Here is a 15,868-nt window from a genome sequence, read left to right as displayed (position 1 = left end):
AAATACAAATACTTTTTGAATGATTAATACATATTATATATAAACAATAAATTTGTAAAATTTAATCCAAAGAATGTAATATTCAGTATTATGGCCGAGAGAGAGGGATTCGAACCCCCGGAGGTTTTGCCTCAACGGTTTTCAAGACCGCCGCTTTCGACCACTCAGCCATCTCTCGCTTTAATGTAGAATCTAGATTCTAAATAGTCTAAAAAATCAATTAAATGGAGGCGACACTCGGAATCGAACCGAGGAATCAGAGCTTTGCAGGCTCATGCCTTACCGCTTGGCTATGTCGCCATACCAAGATTTCAAACTTTTAAAATTAAAAAAACTAAACCAAAGTGGTGCCCAAAGCCGGACTTGAACCGGCACGGAAGCAATATCCGAGGGATTTTAAGTCCCTTGTGTCTACCAATTCCACCACCTGGGCAAAAAAAACAACGTGTATACCTAAATACACATTGCCCACAAATCCTAACTAAAATAGAATTAATTAATCGCCTTTAACGATTGTAGTATATTTACCATACAAACCTAAGTAGTTTGTAGATTGAAAATCAACTGACTTAATAGTAGTAATACCACCGGCCTTAGCAGCAGCTTCTACTGAGCAATCTCCACCAGCATACAAACTCAAATAGCTAACACAACTTGCTTGACCAGTTTTTGAGTACTTGGTCTCAATACCAGAAACAGGAGTGGTAGTAGACGTAAATAACACACCTGTTGGATGTGGAGCAGCACATCCTGCAACAAAAAGAGCTAAACCACTCATACCCAAAGCCAAAACAGCTTTTTTAACAGAACTAACTTTCATTTCATATCCTTGTATAAAAAATGGAGCGGGAAACGGGGATCGAACCCGCGGCCCCAACCTTGGCAAGGTTGTGCTCTACCACTGAGCTATTCCCGCAAAAAAGCTAAATTATAACACAAAAATAACAAAATTTCGCGTTTAGAATCTAAACTAATTTAAAATGGTGCGGAAGAGAGGACTTGAACCTCCATGCCTTGCGGCGCTAGATCCTAAGTCTAGTGCGTCTGCCAATTTCGCCACTTCCGCATAATCATTTAAGTTTTATTTAATTCAAAAATAAACAATAAACAAAAATGAAGCTTAATTATATCTAAAATTACCTTAATTTAAAATAAAATTAAAAAAAAATATAAAATAATATGGTCTTTTAAGATAGAAAATAACAAAATATAAAACATTGCATTAATGAAATGTATGTAATAAATTTCGTATTGAAAGTTTTATGCTAACGTATTAAAGCTATGAAATTTATAATGTAAGGAAATAAAAGTGAGTAATAAACGTATTTTTGCTTGGGTGTTTTTAATTATTGCAATTTTATTAGAGGTAAGTGCAGTAGGATTACTGCAGGGCATCCCTAAGATTTTAGAATCTTTTGATGTTTATAGTATCTCACTTTTTACACTTAGTATTTCAAATGCTACTCTTGCTAAGATTAATTTACTTTTTATGATTGCACTTTCTTATTATTGCATGTCTCTTGCATTGCGTGAAATAGCACTTGGAGTGGCATATTCTATATGGGAAATAGTTGGGTTAATTGGCATTTTATTTATTTCTTTTGTGTTCTTTACGCCAAATTTAACATTGCAACAATACATAGGCATAGCAGTTGGCTTTATTGGTGTAATATGTGTAATTTTAGGTGAAGAACATTAAAGAAATCCTAAATCCACATTCCGTTTTTATCAAACTGATTTGGTAATTCTTCGTATTCAAACTCTTTTTCAAACGTATCAAAATCATCCATAAAATTATTAAACGGGTCGCCATTCCCAAAGCCACCATATTCTTCTAATCGCTCCATTACGCCCTCATCATTATATATTTTGCGACTTACTAATTTATTATTACGATATTTTTCCTCTACTTGCACTTTATTATTTTTGTAGTATTTTTTTATCGTTTCATTATTTTTGTGGATAATAGATTGCGTAATCTCATTGCTAGGGCTATCCGCATAAAAATTCTCCTTTATAACCCTGCCATGCTGGAAAATGCTCTCGTGATTTTTAAGCCCATTTTTATAAAATAATGTGGATTTTTCTAGCTTGCCGTGATTAAAAATATCAACGTATTCCAAAACGCCGTCTTTATACCACTTACTAAAGCCATGACGCAGCCCCTCTATCTCCTTGCAAGGCATCTGCCCATCCCTACTTGCACACACGATAAATTTATGGTTAGAATCTGTTAGATATTCAACTTGACTTATTAGCTCATTTTTATCATTAAAATTTTCATACAAATGCAACTCATCCTCATCTATCTCATGAGTAATCTTATATCCTATGAATATCGTAAGCGCAATAACAATAAGCAATGGCAATGTTTTTTTCATTTTGTGTTCTTTATTAGATTCTATAAAATACTTATTTTATATGTAATTTTTAAATATTTTGATAATAATGTTACAGAATCTTATTCTTTTTATTTAGATGATAGAATCTATTTGTTTTTTATTTTTATTAAGGATTTATATGGAAGTATTAGATATGATTTTACTTATGTTTTTAGTTGTTGTTGTTATTGTATCTATCGGTGGGTATCTTTATTATGCTTACAAAAAATAGATGTTTTTATTTAGAAAGTTATATTATTAGAAATATTAAGTTTGCAACTCTTTTTTATAAATATACTACAAAATAAGACTAGATTCTGTATTTTAGGGCGTTTTCGTGTATAATATTAAAGTCTAAAAATAACATTACAACATATAAAACATACCTGTATAAAATGTGTAATAATTTTTTCCTTTAAAAATCTTTTAAACATCTCTCTATCGCTATTCTTATATCATCAGCTTCTGTGCTACCTTTCCCTTCAGCCGAGCATACAAATAAGGCTTCTTTACTTTTTGCATCAAGCATCTGTATAGTAACTCCAAGAGTATATCCACCAAGACCTCCTAGCACATTTCGCTTATCACCTTGCCCATAAGTAACCATAAAAGTGCTATCATTTTCGGCTTTATCCACGATAATGTAGCCCTTTTTCATCAAAATGCCTGTGATTACCTCGCTAGGATTCACACTTTTACTCACAGAGCCAGAATATCCGCTAAGATTTCCTACAGAGCCATAGCCTATACTAGAACTTACATGTTGCGTTTGCCCTACTATCGCATATTTGTAGTTACTCATATCTTTGAATCTTTTGACTTCAGGCTCTTTTAACACAGCACACCCAACAACTACCGCTGATATACTAACACAGCAAATTAGATTAAATAATCTCATATTTTTCTCTTTGTTTTAGAATCTTGTTGTAAATCTAACAAACAAAAGCAAGTTATTAAATATTTTTTGTGTATATTTCTAATTTTATGTTACGAATTTATATATTTCTTGTGTGGTTTTTATGGATTTTATATAGATTCTATCCTACGTCTAGCTATGGCGAAGTACTCGGGGTTTAGCTCAAAGCCGATTATTTTGCGATTAGATTCTAGGGCGGCTATGGCGTGGCTGCCGCTACCTAAAAATGGGTCAAGCACGATTTGATTTTCGCGCGTGAATAATTTTATTAAATGCGAAATTAGCTCAACTGGCTTTTGTGTCAAATGCACCTTATTTTTGGGCTTTGGGTGCTCAAAAATGGGATTTATAGAATCTAAATCAATGTCGCCTTGCATTTTAGATTCTATATCAGTGGGGTGGTCGTTTTGTGGCAAGGTAGATTCTATAGAATCTACGTGTAAATCTTTTGGATTTTTCGCTTTATTCAAAGTGGCGGCTTTGGTTTTTTCTATATTTTTAGAATCTTTTGCGTGGTTTTTAGATTCTAAACAATCCGCGCTAATAAAGTTGCTTGGAAACTTAGAATCTAGGCTCTGCGTAGCATCCATTAGCCCGACTTTATAGCGTTGATAATTCTCTAAAAATGTGCCAACACGCGGCTTTTGGGCTAAAACCATAGGCTCGATTTGTGGGCGTAATTGCGGCGTTTTAAGCCCTTTTAATTCTTGTTTTAACTTTGCCTTTTCTTGCTTGTTTAAGTTTTTATCCTTGTCAATAAAATGATTTAATGAGAATGCTTTCGCCTGTCCGCTATATTTCCACACAAGCATATCGCGGATTTCAAAGCCTGCGATGTCCGCACTTGTTGCCATTGCGTGATAAAGACGGGCTTGCGAAAATATCACACAAAACGCCCCGGGCTTTAAGATTCTAAAAAACTGCTTGCAAATAGGCGTCATAAATTCTTGCAATTTCACGCTTTGGCTTTTGTCAAATTTCATTCCCACAGGCAAAGAGCCGATAACGCCGCTTTTTGCGACTTTGGAATCTAGCTTATTTTTATCCCATTTTGAATCCATCCCATCGATAAAATACGGCGGGTCAGTGATGATAAAATCTATGCTATTGTCAGGGATAGATTCTAAACCACGTTTGGAATCCATGCAATCGATATTATAAATTTCGTAATTTTTATTTTTAAAAGTTAGGTATTTCATTGTTATAATCCATTGTGATAAAGATGAAATTATAGAATCTTTTTAATGGATTTTGAGTTTAGATTCTATCAAATAGAGATTTCGCGCATGTCTCCAAAAGTTAGAAATTCTTTGAAAACAAGCGAGATTAGGGCGATGCGGTTTTGTTTTAGACGCGAATCATCAGTGTTTATTAGCACGTTGTCGAATACTTTATCTAAGAAAGGTTTTAAGGCAAAAAGATTTTGTAATTTTGCTAAATAACCTTCAGAATCTAGCTTTAAAGATTCTATATTCTTTGCCTTGTAATCTTGCAGTGCCTTATAAAGTTCGCTCTCGACCGCTTCAAAAAGCGAAATATCCACCGCGATAGAATCTAAAGCCGAAATATCTTCTTGCAATATATTTGAAACGCGTTTAAATGTGCTAATTACTTCCTTAATATCCACGCTATCAAGGTAACAAGCCAAAGCCAAAATCTTATCAAAGCTAGATTTTATCCCAAAGCCACGCACAAGCACACTCCGCACAATGCTAGGATTTATGTGAGCGAAGATTCCATAAAGTCGCTCGGTAATGAAAGTAAGGAGTGCCGCGAAAAGATTCGCACTTTTATGTTTCGCCGAAGATAACGCACAAATGTCACTAATGCTAATATCAAAATCAAATTGATGGCAAATCTTAAGCAGCCCAGCGGCTTGACGGCGAAGTGAAAAGGGGTCTTTGCTCCCCGTTGGAATCTTACTTAGGGCAAAAAGTGTGAAAAGATTGTCAAGTTTTATCGCAAGATTCACTATTGCACTAACTTTTTTTGTAGGCAAGGAGCTATCAAGTCCATTTGGCAGATATTGTTCGCGAATAGCGCGGCATATTTCAAAATTAAACCCTGCATCTTTAGCAAAATAAGAGCCCATAATGCCCTGCAGCTCGGGAAACTCGCCAACACTTTGGCTTAATAAATCATTTTTTGCAATGCTTAAAGCTTGCATAATTTCGCCAACTTGGCAATCAGTTATATTTATAGAATCTTTTAGCAGATTCACTAATTGCGTGGCAAGTTCTCTCTCACGCACAATCTTTTCACTCAAACTCCCAGCGCCCTGCATAAAAAGTATAGAATCTAGATTCCCAAAATCCATTTTAGCACTTAAATCATTATTATAAAAAAACTCTGCATCGTGCAGCCGCGCCTTTAAAACCTTTTCATTACCTTTAATAATAAGGCTAAAATCATCTACAAAGGCGTTGCTAACGACAATAAAGGCGTTAAAAAGTTTGTCATCTTTATAGACTGCAAAGTAGCGTTGATTTTCTTTCATTGATGTGATTATCATTTCTTGTGGGACTTTAAGAAATTTGTCGCTGAAACTTCCCATTAACGCGGTTGGAAACTCGGTGATTGCCACTATTTCATTTAATAAATCGCTATCAATTTCTACATTTACATTGTTTTTAGATTCTATATTTTGGATTTGATTTAGGATGATTTCACGGCGTTTTTCTTGATTTAAAATTACGCCATTTTCATTTAGAAAGTCGGTGTATTCTTGTAAGTTTTTTATTTTTTTGCTTTTGTTAGTCGCTTGGCGGTGCGAAAATATTTCATTGTTAGAATCTAGGGCAAAAATATCGCATTTTATAAATTCATCTCCTAAAAGTATGCAAATATTGCGAATAGGGCGGATAAAGCCATCCACCACATCGCCCCAACGCATAGATTTACCAAAGTTTAGGCTTTTTAGCCACGATTCTACCATTGTGCTTAGGAGCGAATTAGATTCTATCCCAGGGGTAATTTTCTCGCAAAATAGCACTTCTTTGCCATCTTTAAAAGTCGTTTGTAGTGCGTCTTTATCGATGTTGTTTTTTTCTAAAAAGCTATTTAGCGCGCGAGTAGGCATTCCACTAGAATCATAGGCGATATTGACAGGCGCGCCATAGATTTGCTCTTTTTTCTCGCTACTTTTGGTAGGAAAATCGCTGTGGATTAAAACAAGGCGGCGCGGCGTAAAGTAAAATTCGACATTAGATTCTATGTTATTTTCGCTCAATATTTTTAGCCATTCTTGTTTGATAGAATCTTGCGCCTTTAATAGCGGAAGGGCTGGCAGCTCTTCGGTAAAGACTTCGATTAATAATGTGGTGGTTTTCATACTTTCCCTTTTTGCGTTATAATTATGGAATTTTAGCAGATAAGTTTTAAGGTATAATGTTAGCTTATAGAATCTTGCATAAAGGGGCTGTTATGGACTATATATTGAAATTGAAAAATGCGGATGAGGACTTGGTAAGGGCGATAAAGGGCGTGGTGAAACTATGTGAAGATGCAAGGCTAAAGGTGCAAAGGGATTATAGTAAAAAAGATATTGAGATTCTAAATAGGATTGAAAAGCTTGATGTATCTAAAAAGGAAAAGGCTAGGTTACGCAAGGCGATAAAAAATAGCTACGCGATAGAAGATTCACCAGCTATTAAGAAAATCAATGCCCTGCCACCACTGCCAAAGGAAGTCGAGGAAAAAATGCGACAAGAATTATTGCAAGAATGCGGCTTAATCGAGACGCAAAATGGCTTTGAGCTAGTAGCGGAAGCAAAAAATGTATGAAGTGCGGGTCGAGCAAAAGGCGGAAAAACAGCTAGACAAAATCACAAAAGGCAATCCTATGGCAGCAAGGCAAATAAGGGACTTTGTGTATGTGCTTTTGCCAACTACGCAAAATCCGCTCTCCATGCACAATATTAAAAAAATGCAAGGCAAAGAAAATACATATCGTTGGCGTGTGGGAAATTATAGAATCATAGGCGAAGTTTATAGCGATATTCTTTTAATAAAAATTATAAAAATAGCAAGTAGGCAGGATGCTTATTAGGGGTTTTAGCTTTGAAAAGATTCTATATTTTTGTGATTTTTGTGTTGATTTTTGGGGGATTTGCGAGATTTGCGGGGGCAGATTCTAAAGATTCTAAAGATTTTATAGAATCTAAGGAAAATATAGAATCTAAAAGCCAAGATTCTAAGATAGATTCTAAAAAACCATCTAAAAATATAGAATCTAAATCATCCAAAGATTCTAAAGAAATCACAACCTTGCAAATCGAAGGCACGTGCCATGCTTTAGATGAGTTTAATGATTCTCAAAATGAAGTGCTGCTTTATGCGTATTATTATGGAAAGGACTTTGATTTAGGTTATATTTTGGCGGCTATTGCGTGGAAAGAAAGCTGTGCTGGCGAGTATTTAATCAACTTCCAAGACCCAAGTGCTGGCATTTATCACGCACACATCCCAAGCGTGATTAAGAAATATACAAAATACAAGGACACGCCCTTTATCCGCAATGTAATAGGGCAAATGCTTATTGCTGATGCGCGTTTGGCTAGTGCGATTGCCCTAGATAATTTGCACTACTGGCAAAAAATAAATAAAGGCAATTTGCAAAATACGCTAAAGTCTTATAACAGCGGCTTTTCATGGAAGTCAAACGCTACGATAAATAAAACCGCCCAAAACTACGCAAACGACATAGAACGCAAAGCCACCGCCTTGCAATCCTACCTACACGCCCTAATCCACACAAAAACGCTAAAAGAGCCAAAACTTGACATAAAATATTAGAATCTACACTCCAACTTTTAAGCTATAATATTCACTTTTAAAAGGAGAAATATGATAAATAAAGAGAATTTCAAACAAGTTTTAGAGATTTTACATTTTAAGCCGCAAGTAGATTCTAACCACCACAATAATGGGGGGGGGGGGGGGAAAAGCCCTTTAATCAAACCACAAAAGATTTTAAAAACACAGAATCTAAGCTAAAAGATTCTAATACCGCCATAGAATCTAATAAAAATATAGAATCTAACCTAAAAAATTCTAAACAAAATATAGAATCTAAAAACACCGATTTTAAAAATCTTAACATTTCAAAATCTAAAAACATAGAATCTACAAAAGATTCCAAACGAAATATAGAATCTAACATAGAAGTTTCTAAACAAAACATAGAATTTAATCCAAAAGATTCTAAACGAAATATAGAATCTAATTTAAAAGATTCTAAAAACATAGAATCTAATATCTACACAAAGCACTTTAAACAGCACAACTGCGAGTTAAAAGTCGATTTTAAAAATACAAAATTAATCTATCCAAAAGAAATAATAATCCATGATGAAACAACGAGTAATTTTAGTAAGGCTGAAAATTTTGTAGTTTTTGAATGTGTGAATAGATTATTAGAAAAAGGCTACAAACCAGAGCATTTAGAGCTAGAGCCAAAATGGAAACTAGGCGGAGAAAACAAGGGCGGAAAAGCAGATATTTTAGTGCGTGATAATGAAAATAATCCATATTTAATAATTGAGTGCAAGACAACAGATTCTAAAAAAAGCGAATTTGAGAAAGAATGGGATAATATGTTAAATAGTGGTGGACAGCTTTTTAGCTACTTGCAACAAGAGCGGGCGACTAAGTTTCTATGTCTTTATACAAGTGATTTTATAGAATCTACGCAAGATTCTATAAACCAAAATACGCAACAAGATTCTATAAACCACACACAAAACAAACTCATTTATGAAAACTACATTATAAACGTCCAAGATAATGATTCATATTTGATAGAAAATGATTTAGAGCTTTCATATAAAAAGGCAAATAATAATATAGAACTTTTTAATGCATGGAAAGAAAGCTATAAACTAGATAAACATACAAAAGGCATATTTGAAAGCAATATTACCGCATATAAAATTTTAGAATCTAACCTTACATTCAACGACTTAAAAGAGCTAAATATAAAAGAAGAGAGCAAATATCACGAGTTTGCTAAGATTTTACGAAAGCATAATATTTCAGGGAAAGAAAACGCCTTTGATAAACTTGTCAATCTTTTTTTATGTAAAATCTATGATGAAATTTATAACACACAAAATTTACAATTTAGCTACTTAGGCGTTATGGCGGATACTTTTGCGGATATGCAAGATAGATTAATGCTACTTTATAAAAACGCTATGGGTAAATTCTTAGGCGAAGAAATCACTTTTGTATCAAATGATGATATAGATAAAGATTTTACAAATCTAACAAATAACAAAGATTCTATAAAACACTTAAAATTAACTATGCAAAATTATATAAAGCAGCTTAAATTCTACTCAAATAACGACTTTGCCTTTTTAGAAGTGCATAATAAAGAATTGTTTTTAAAAAATGCTCTTGTGTTAAAAGAAGTCTTAGAATCTTTTGCCCCCTTTAAACTTACGCAAAACTCAACAAATCAATTCTTAGGAAATCTTTTTGAATTATTTTTGCAAAAAGGGATGAAGCAAGATGAGGGACAATTTTTCACACCCATTCAAATATGCGAATTTATAATCTATTCTTTACCTTTAGAAAATATATTAGATTCTAAGATTCCAAAAGTGCTAGATTTTGCGTGTGGAGCTGGACATTTTTTAAACACTTATGCAAATACAATTAAAAATTTTATAAACAAAAAAGATTCTAAAAAACACCACAAACAAATCTATGGTATAGAAAAAGAATACAGACTAAGCAAAGTCGCAAAGGTTTCAAGTGCAATGTATGGACAAAGTGAAATTAATATTTTATACGCTGACGCTTTATCTAGCTTTGAGTTGGCAAATCCAAAGGTAAGCGATGAGGAAAAGCAAAAAATACAAATAAAACCCCACAGCTTTGATATTTTAATAGCTAATCCACCCTATTCAGTTAAAGGCTTTTTAGAAACGCTAAGTGCAAAATCAAAAAAGACCTACACGCTTTTTAACACCGATATAAATATAGAATCTAATAATACAATAGAATGCTTTTTTATCGAAAGAGCAAAGCAGCTTTTAAGGGATAACGCCCTAGCCGCGATAATCTTACCTAGCTCCCTTTTAAATAAAGGTGGCATTTATGAAAAAGCGCGTGAAATAATCTTGCAAAATTTCTTTATTATAGCCATAGTAGAATTAGGCAGTGTTACTTTTGGAGCGACAGGGACAAATACCATTATTTTATTTTTGCAAAAGCACGAAAGCTTAAATTTTAATGAAAAAGAATACATTTCAAAAACTTACGCAGAATTGCAAAATAGACTAGATTCACAAAATCTAAAAGCAAATGATGATTTTAAAACAAAAGATTATCTAAAAGCATATTGTGAATTTAGGGGCTTTAATTTAGAATCTTATTTAGATTTTTTAGATTCTAATATTTCTACTTTATCGGGCGGAAAGCGAGATTTAAATCGCATTGAGATTTTAAAAGACTACAATGATAGCTTTATAAAATCAAATGAATACAAAAAACTTATAGAATCTAAAAGCTATAAAGATTCAGATTCTAAGCAAGACTTAAAACTAAATGCCCTTTTAAACTACGCCCTAAAGATAGAAAAGCAAAAGCTTTTATATTTCGCGCTAGCTTATAAAAGAAAGATTTTAGTGATAAAATCGCCTAGTGATTTAAAAGAGCAAAAAAGATTCTTAGGCTATGAATGGAGTAATAAAAAAGGCAATGAAGGCTTAAAAGAGCTAAATACGCCCTATCTTACCCCACTTTTTGAAAGGGAAAATATAAATAATACAAATAAGCTAAATTTTTTAATCAAACAAGCCTTTAATATTTCTTTGCAAAATACTGCTTTTAATAATGAAATCCCACAAGACTTAGAATCTTACGCCTTTTATACAAATTTAATTGATTGTATAGACTTTAGCAAAGTTGAATTTGACAAGGCGATAAATTTAAATATATCAAGCAAAAGCGGAAGTATAGAATCTAATCCTTTTGCTAATTGTAAATATCCGCTAATTAAGTTAGAATCTATTTGCAAAATGTATCAACCAAAAACTATTACAAGTGCGGAAATTTTAGATAATGGAAAATATAAGGTTTATGGAGCAAATGGAGTTATAGGATATTACAATGAATATAATCATAAAGATTCTGAAGTCGCTATGACTTGCAGGGGTGCGACTTGCGGAACTATAAATTTTACAGAACCAGAATCTTGGATAACAGGCAACGCTATGATTATAACGCCTTTAGATTCTAAAAAGATTCTAAAAAAATTTTTAGTTTATATTTTACCTTTAACAAATATAAAATACGTGATTACAGGCACAGCACAACCACAAATTACAAGAACAAATTTATCACAATTACAAATCCCGCTGCCACCACTTGAAATACAAAAGCAAATCGTTAAAGAATGCCAAGAAGTAGAGAAATTAGATTCTATGCTTTCAAATTTGATAGAATCTTATAAGCTTTTAATACAACAAATTTTATATTTTTGCCAAATTATAGAATCTAAGCCTACACATTCCCTAGATTCCACACTACAAAATATACAAAATATAGAATCTAACTTACTAAAAGATTCTAATATCAATAAAGATTCTAAAAATATACAATCTACTTTGCCTACGCAAAAAACAGATTCTAAAAATATAGAATCTAATAACACTCCTACCTTAGAATCCACCCTAAACAAACAAGATTTAAAAACACTAAAAGCCCTTTTAGATTCTATAAAACCTACATTTGAAACCATACAAAATAATCAACAAACTTACAAGCTAAACAATACCGAGCTTTTTACCTTGCAAATAGGCAAAAGGGTGCTAGATAGTGAATTGCTACCAAATGGAAAAATACCTGTTTTTAGTGCAAATGTGCTTAAGCCTTTTGGCTTTATCAATAAAGAAATTTTGAAAAATTATGATAAAGATTCTGTCCTTTGGGGAATTGATGGCGACTGGCTTGTCGGCTTTATCCCTAAAAATACGCCTTTTTATCCAACAGACCACTGCGGAGTGTTGCAAGTGAATGAGGCTAAAAATAATGCAAAATATCTTAAATTTATCTTAGAATATAGTGGCGTTAAAGCAGGGTTTAGCAGGACTTTAAGAGCTAGTATAGAGCGAGTAGGAAATCTAAAAATAAATTTACCAAGTAAAGAGTCCCAAGAAAAAATCGCACAAACAATCGACTTTATAGAATCTAAAATCACGCAACTAGATTCCATAAAACAAACCCTAGAAAACAAAACACAAGAAATCCTAAATACACATCTAAACTCAAACTAATCACTTAAACCGAACATTATAACTATCAAAAGGCATAAAAGATTCAACACAATCAACATTATTAGAATCTAAACGCGTAAAAAGTTCAAAAATTAGCAAGAAAATAACAAAGCTTGAATATTCCAAAATATTATTAATTTCATAACTCTCCATCGGTAAGAAGTTCGATAAAACATAATTTGCAATATCATCATTATAGCTTTTATGCAATGTGTTAAAATTCAATGTTTTAAAATAAGATTCTATATTTTTTATTGAATCTAGTATTTTCGCATTAAAGATTTGATTAAAAGAACGCGTCTTAAAATTAGGAGAAAAGTGTAACTTAGATTCCAAAGTCTCCTTAAAAATCTCGCAAATTTTGCTAAACTTTTCCCTATTTTCCGCACTTACAGCATTAAAATATTTATCGTTTAAAAAAATATTTGCCGCAATGCCTAGTTTTACTTTCAAATATTCTTTTTTAAAAAAAACATCTATTGATTTTACGCCATTATGCCCGCCACTACTGCCGCCCAAGCGAAAATTTACGCTGCCAAATCGCGTATCTAAATCATCAAAAATAACAATGCTTTTCATAATATTATAATTTTTGCTAATCTTCTCAAAAGCTACTCCACTATTATTCATAAAAGTCGTAGGTGCAACTAAAAGCACATTAAAGTTAGAAAATTTAGAACTTATTTCTTGCAATTTAGATTCAAAAGATTCTAGAATCTTCTCGTTAGAATCTAGCTTTTTAAACATTTTTAGCTCTTTTAACGCGCTAATATTGCTCGACAAGGGCGATAAAAAATCACTTAGCGAAACTTCCGCACACATACTTTGCAAATTTTTATGCAAATTCCAACGTGCAATGCCTTTTTTAGAATTGAGCCTAGATTCCAAATCATTAGAATCTACTTTAGAATCTGCACTTTCATTATTTATCAAACTTGTAATTTTATCAAGGCACATAAAGCCGATATTATGCCGTGTGCGTGCGTATTTTGCGGTGATATTCCCTAAGCCTACAATTAAAATCGTTTGCATTTTTTACCTTTTAATTTAAAATAGATTCTATAAAAATAGCAAAATTATAGAATCCAATCTTAAAGTTCTACCAGTCTTTAAGTCGTGCGCCGATACCTACGCGAGCGACAGGCAGGCTGTATTCATAAAGGCTATCGCCATGACCGCCCACAAACTGCACATATAACGCAATTTGGCGCGTTATCGCAAAGCTATATCCTAGCTCTACTTGCCCCTTCCACTGCCAAAATGAACGCGAAAAATAATTCCCAAAAATATTATTCATATAAAACTCAAAAAGATTGCGTTTATACGCGTAGCTCACACGCACATCGCCATAGCCCATATAGTCGCTCACATCGCTATTTGTAGCAGGTCCATCAAAGGCGACAAGGTTTGGATAGCCCCAAGCGCGCAGCCGCACATTTAAATCTTTGTAGCGATAGTTTGCATCCACGATAAATCTATCAAGGCTTTTACTACGCACAAAATTGCGATTTTGCGACCACTGCGGAGTGCCCTGCCTAATGTCATTTATCACATTTTCTTTCTCGCCATTACTCACATGCACATAGGCTATGCTAAGCCAAGTGATATAGCCGCCAGCCCCGCCATTTATGGCAAGCGGGCGTTTGTAAAGAAAGCTCAATCCTGGACTAAGGTCAAAATCCCGCAGGGGCGAACTTTGCACGCCATTGTAGCTTTGCAAATATATCTTAAAGGTCAAATCAAAGCTAAATGCGCAAAACTTGCAAAGCACATCGTTTATAAACTCGATGCGAGAACTAACCTGCGATTTAATTTCAGTGCGAGTTAGGCTTTTATCATCATAAGTGGGCGTAAGGCTCGTATATGTGGGCATAAAATACCACGGCTCATAGAATTTAAAGCTCATATTTAGTGCCTTAGTGTCGATTTTGGCAAAATGCGTGGGCGGAAGTTTTATAGAATCATACTCTTTCATTGTGGTTTCATCGACAGGGAAGGTTTTATCAAGCCATCGTTGCACGGCTTTTGGGGATTTGTTTTTTTTCTTTTGCTCTTTGGCTAGACGTTTTTGCTCTTTAAGTTGCTCTTTTGTTAGGGGTGTTTGTTCTGTGTTTTGTGTGTTTGTAGATTCTATATTTGTGGATTCTTGTTTTATTCCAGCAAACATTAAACCTATAAAACATATAAATAAATAAACAATTTTCATTGAAACCTCTAATTTGTAAAAGTAAAATTATAATACGCAATTATAAAACTTACATAATGATAATGTAATATTAAAATATTAAATTCAAAAAACTTAAAATTTAAATGTTAAGATTCTAAAAATTTTACTTCAAAGGATTGATATGAAAAAAATACTTTTGTTAGTGAGTGTTTTTGTATTGAGTATGTTTTTATATGCAGAAAATGGCATTACAAACATTATGTATAGCATACAAGTAGGCAGCTTTAAAAGTCTTGAAAATGCTGGTAATTTGTCAGATTCACTAAATAAAAAAGGGCTTGATGCCTTTTTCTTTAAAGAAGATGGAATGTATAAAGTGCGATTTGGTAACTATTCAAGTAAGCAAGAGGCTAGAAATGAAGCCTTAAAATTATTAGAGCGAAATATTATCGATGATTTTTATATTGTAAGTCCAGATACTTATTTAATTAATAATCCTACGACACAAACAGATTCTGTAATAGTAGAAAGTGATGAGGTAGTAATAGAAACTATTGAAAATGAAAGCCAAAATATTGCTAATAATACACAAAAAGACGAAGTTATACTCGAAGATATAAATCTAGATGAAATTATGCCACCAACTACCGAGACACATAATAAAGACAATAAAACTATTACACAAACACAAATAGCACAAAATGAAACCCAAAATGACATCTCACCTGTACGACAAAAAATAGTAAATGATGCAAAACAATACTTAGGAGTCCCTTATAAATGGGGTGGAAGTAACTCTAGCGGATTTGATTCTAGTGGATTGACTAGAGCGGTATATAAATTGAATGGATTAAATTTACCAAGAACAAGCAGAGAGCAATCTATGGTGGGTTATTATGTTCCATTTAGTGAAATACAACCAGGTGATTTGGTATTTTTTGTTGAAAATAAATCTCAAAGTATAAATCACGTTGGAATCTACATAGGAGATAATAAGTTTATCCACGCACCAGGCAAAGGCAAAAGTGTGCAAATAGATAATTTACAAGATGAGGAATGGAGAAAAATTTATAAAGGTGCAAGGAAATATCTAAAGTAGATTCTATATTGTTTAGAATTT

General features: G+C 33.2%; 15 protein-coding genes and 5 tRNA genes. 7 read left to right on the top strand and 13 right to left on the bottom strand.

Annotated elements, in window-relative coordinates; translation table 11 throughout:
• Positions 1-91: 91 nt before the first annotated feature.
• The 6 genes from LS64_RS06910 to LS64_RS06885 all read right to left on the bottom strand — a co-directional run bounded on the left by LS64_RS06910 (position 92) and on the right by LS64_RS06885 (position 1,066).
• Positions 92-178, bottom strand: a tRNA-Ser gene (locus LS64_RS06910).
• A gap of 47 nt (positions 179-225) precedes the next feature.
• Positions 226-300 (bottom strand) — tRNA-Cys (locus LS64_RS06905).
• A gap of 45 nt (positions 301-345) precedes the next feature.
• Positions 346-433, bottom strand: a tRNA-Leu gene (locus tag LS64_RS06900).
• Between the two features lie 63 nt (positions 434-496).
• Complete coding sequence (locus tag LS64_RS06895; RefSeq protein ID WP_034575019.1) at positions 497-778, bottom strand: TRL-like family protein; 282 nt, start codon at positions 776-778, stop codon at positions 497-499.
• A 63-nt stretch (positions 779-841) separates the two neighbouring features.
• Positions 842-916, bottom strand: a tRNA-Gly gene (locus LS64_RS06890).
• Positions 917-981: 65 nt separating this feature from the next.
• A tRNA-Leu gene (locus LS64_RS06885) sits at positions 982-1,066 on the bottom strand.
• 243 nt (positions 1,067-1,309) lie between these two features.
• On the opposite strand from LS64_RS06885, the gene LS64_RS06880 reads away from it, so the two are divergent.
• Positions 1,310-1,699: a DMT family transporter gene (locus tag LS64_RS06880; RefSeq protein ID WP_238699474.1), complete on the top strand. Its 390-nt coding sequence runs from the start codon at positions 1,310-1,312 to the stop codon at positions 1,697-1,699.
• 7 nt (positions 1,700-1,706) lie between these two features.
• Here LS64_RS06880 and LS64_RS06875 read toward each other — a convergent pair whose 3' ends face one another.
• From LS64_RS06875 to glyS, 4 genes are all read right to left on the bottom strand, one after another.
• Positions 1,707-2,381 carry a toxin-antitoxin system YwqK family antitoxin gene (locus LS64_RS06875; RefSeq protein WP_034573538.1) on the bottom strand — a complete coding sequence of 225 codons (675 nt, stop codon included), beginning with the start codon at positions 2,379-2,381 and terminating at the stop codon, positions 1,707-1,709.
• A 415-nt stretch (positions 2,382-2,796) separates the two neighbouring features.
• Entirely contained in the window at positions 2,797-3,279 is a 483-nt protein-coding gene (locus LS64_RS06870) for a DUF4136 domain-containing protein (protein WP_034573536.1), read from the bottom strand.
• A gap of 128 nt (positions 3,280-3,407) precedes the next feature.
• Entirely contained in the window at positions 3,408-4,496 is a 1,089-nt protein-coding gene (locus LS64_RS06865; RefSeq protein WP_118949139.1) for a DNA-methyltransferase, read from the bottom strand.
• Positions 4,497-4,564: 68 nt separating this feature from the next.
• Positions 4,565-6,628, bottom strand: a complete 2,064-nt coding sequence (glyS, locus tag LS64_RS06860; protein ID WP_034573233.1) for a glycine--tRNA ligase subunit beta — start codon at positions 6,626-6,628, stop codon at positions 4,565-4,567.
• A gap of 92 nt (positions 6,629-6,720) precedes the next feature.
• On the opposite strand from glyS, the gene LS64_RS06855 reads away from it, so the two are divergent.
• Genes LS64_RS06855 through LS64_RS12435 form a run of 4 tightly spaced genes read left to right on the top strand, consistent with a single transcriptional unit; the run spans position 6,721 to position 8,292 of the window.
• Positions 6,721-7,080, top strand: a complete 360-nt coding sequence (locus LS64_RS06855; protein WP_034573231.1) for a hypothetical protein — start codon at positions 6,721-6,723, stop codon at positions 7,078-7,080.
• A complete protein-coding gene (locus LS64_RS06850) occupies positions 7,073-7,345 on the top strand; it encodes a type II toxin-antitoxin system RelE family toxin (protein WP_034573229.1) in 273 nt (90 codons plus the stop codon). The genes LS64_RS06855 and LS64_RS06850 overlap by 8 nt, the downstream gene beginning before the upstream one ends.
• A gap of 11 nt (positions 7,346-7,356) precedes the next feature.
• Positions 7,357-8,091 carry a hypothetical protein gene (locus LS64_RS06845; protein ID WP_118949138.1) on the top strand — a complete coding sequence of 245 codons (735 nt, stop codon included), beginning with the start codon at positions 7,357-7,359 and terminating at the stop codon, positions 8,089-8,091.
• 51 nt (positions 8,092-8,142) lie between these two features.
• Positions 8,143-8,292, top strand: coding sequence for a hypothetical protein (locus LS64_RS12435; protein ID WP_160662232.1), 150 nt, complete (start codon positions 8,143-8,145; stop codon positions 8,290-8,292).
• Here LS64_RS12435 and LS64_RS06840 read toward each other — a convergent pair.
• Positions 8,252-8,542 carry a hypothetical protein gene (locus tag LS64_RS06840; RefSeq protein ID WP_034573863.1) on the bottom strand — a complete coding sequence of 97 codons (291 nt, stop codon included), beginning with the start codon at positions 8,540-8,542 and terminating at the stop codon, positions 8,252-8,254. The genes LS64_RS12435 and LS64_RS06840 overlap by 41 nt on opposite strands.
• Here LS64_RS06840 and LS64_RS06835 point away from each other — a divergent pair.
• Complete coding sequence (locus LS64_RS06835) at positions 8,478-12,581, top strand: restriction endonuclease subunit S (protein ID WP_034573860.1); 4,104 nt, start codon at positions 8,478-8,480, stop codon at positions 12,579-12,581. The two genes, LS64_RS06840 and LS64_RS06835, sit on opposite strands and share 65 nt — an antisense overlap.
• Here LS64_RS06835 and LS64_RS06830 read toward each other — a convergent pair whose 3' ends face one another.
• Both LS64_RS06830 and LS64_RS06825 read right to left on the bottom strand, forming a co-directional pair.
• Positions 12,582-13,613: an aminoacyl-tRNA hydrolase family protein gene (locus tag LS64_RS06830; protein ID WP_052062720.1), complete on the bottom strand. Its 1,032-nt coding sequence runs from the start codon at positions 13,611-13,613 to the stop codon at positions 12,582-12,584. It lies immediately after the preceding gene.
• 67 nt (positions 13,614-13,680) lie between these two features.
• Entirely contained in the window at positions 13,681-14,787 is a 1,107-nt protein-coding gene (locus tag LS64_RS06825) for a phospholipase A (RefSeq protein ID WP_034573858.1), read from the bottom strand.
• A gap of 163 nt (positions 14,788-14,950) precedes the next feature.
• On the opposite strand from LS64_RS06825, the gene LS64_RS13220 reads away from it, so the two are divergent.
• Complete coding sequence (locus LS64_RS13220; protein WP_238699473.1) at positions 14,951-15,847, top strand: NlpC/P60 family protein; 897 nt, start codon at positions 14,951-14,953, stop codon at positions 15,845-15,847.
• Positions 15,848-15,868 lie beyond the last annotated feature (21 nt).

Source organism: Helicobacter saguini (genome assembly GCF_000762875.2).
GTDB lineage: Bacteria > Campylobacterota > Campylobacteria > Campylobacterales > Helicobacteraceae > Helicobacter_A > Helicobacter_A saguini.
This window is presented reverse-complemented; position numbering and strand designations above follow the sequence as displayed.

What these genes read in the sequence shown, in the direction of transcription:
- LS64_RS06895 (WP_034575019.1), bottom strand. Translation starts at nt 778, where the DNA reads ATGAGTGGTTTAGCTCTTTTTGTTGCAGGATGTGCTGCTCCACATCCA.
- LS64_RS06875 (WP_034573538.1), bottom strand. Translation starts at nt 2,381, where the DNA reads ATGAAAAAAACATTGCCATTGCTTATTGTTATTGCGCTTACGATATTC.
- LS64_RS06870 (WP_034573536.1), bottom strand. Translation starts at nt 3,279, where the DNA reads ATGAGATTATTTAATCTAATTTGCTGTGTTAGTATATCAGCGGTAGTT.
- LS64_RS06865 (WP_118949139.1), bottom strand. Translation starts at nt 4,496, where the DNA reads ATGAAATACCTAACTTTTAAAAATAAAAATTACGAAATTTATAATATC.
- glyS (WP_034573233.1), bottom strand. Translation starts at nt 6,628, where the DNA reads ATGAAAACCACCACATTATTAATCGAAGTCTTTACCGAAGAGCTGCCA.
- LS64_RS06855 (WP_034573231.1), top strand. Translation starts at nt 6,721, where the DNA reads ATGGACTATATATTGAAATTGAAAAATGCGGATGAGGACTTGGTAAGG.
- LS64_RS06850 (WP_034573229.1), top strand. Translation starts at nt 7,073, where the DNA reads ATGTATGAAGTGCGGGTCGAGCAAAAGGCGGAAAAACAGCTAGACAAA.
- LS64_RS12435 (WP_160662232.1), top strand. Translation starts at nt 8,143, where the DNA reads ATGATAAATAAAGAGAATTTCAAACAAGTTTTAGAGATTTTACATTTT.
- LS64_RS06840 (WP_034573863.1), bottom strand. Translation starts at nt 8,542, where the DNA reads ATGTTTTTAGAATCTTTTAAATTAGATTCTATATTTCGTTTAGAATCT.
- LS64_RS06830 (WP_052062720.1), bottom strand. Translation starts at nt 13,613, where the DNA reads ATGCAAACGATTTTAATTGTAGGCTTAGGGAATATCACCGCAAAATAC.
- LS64_RS06825 (WP_034573858.1), bottom strand. Translation starts at nt 14,787, where the DNA reads ATGAAAATTGTTTATTTATTTATATGTTTTATAGGTTTAATGTTTGCT.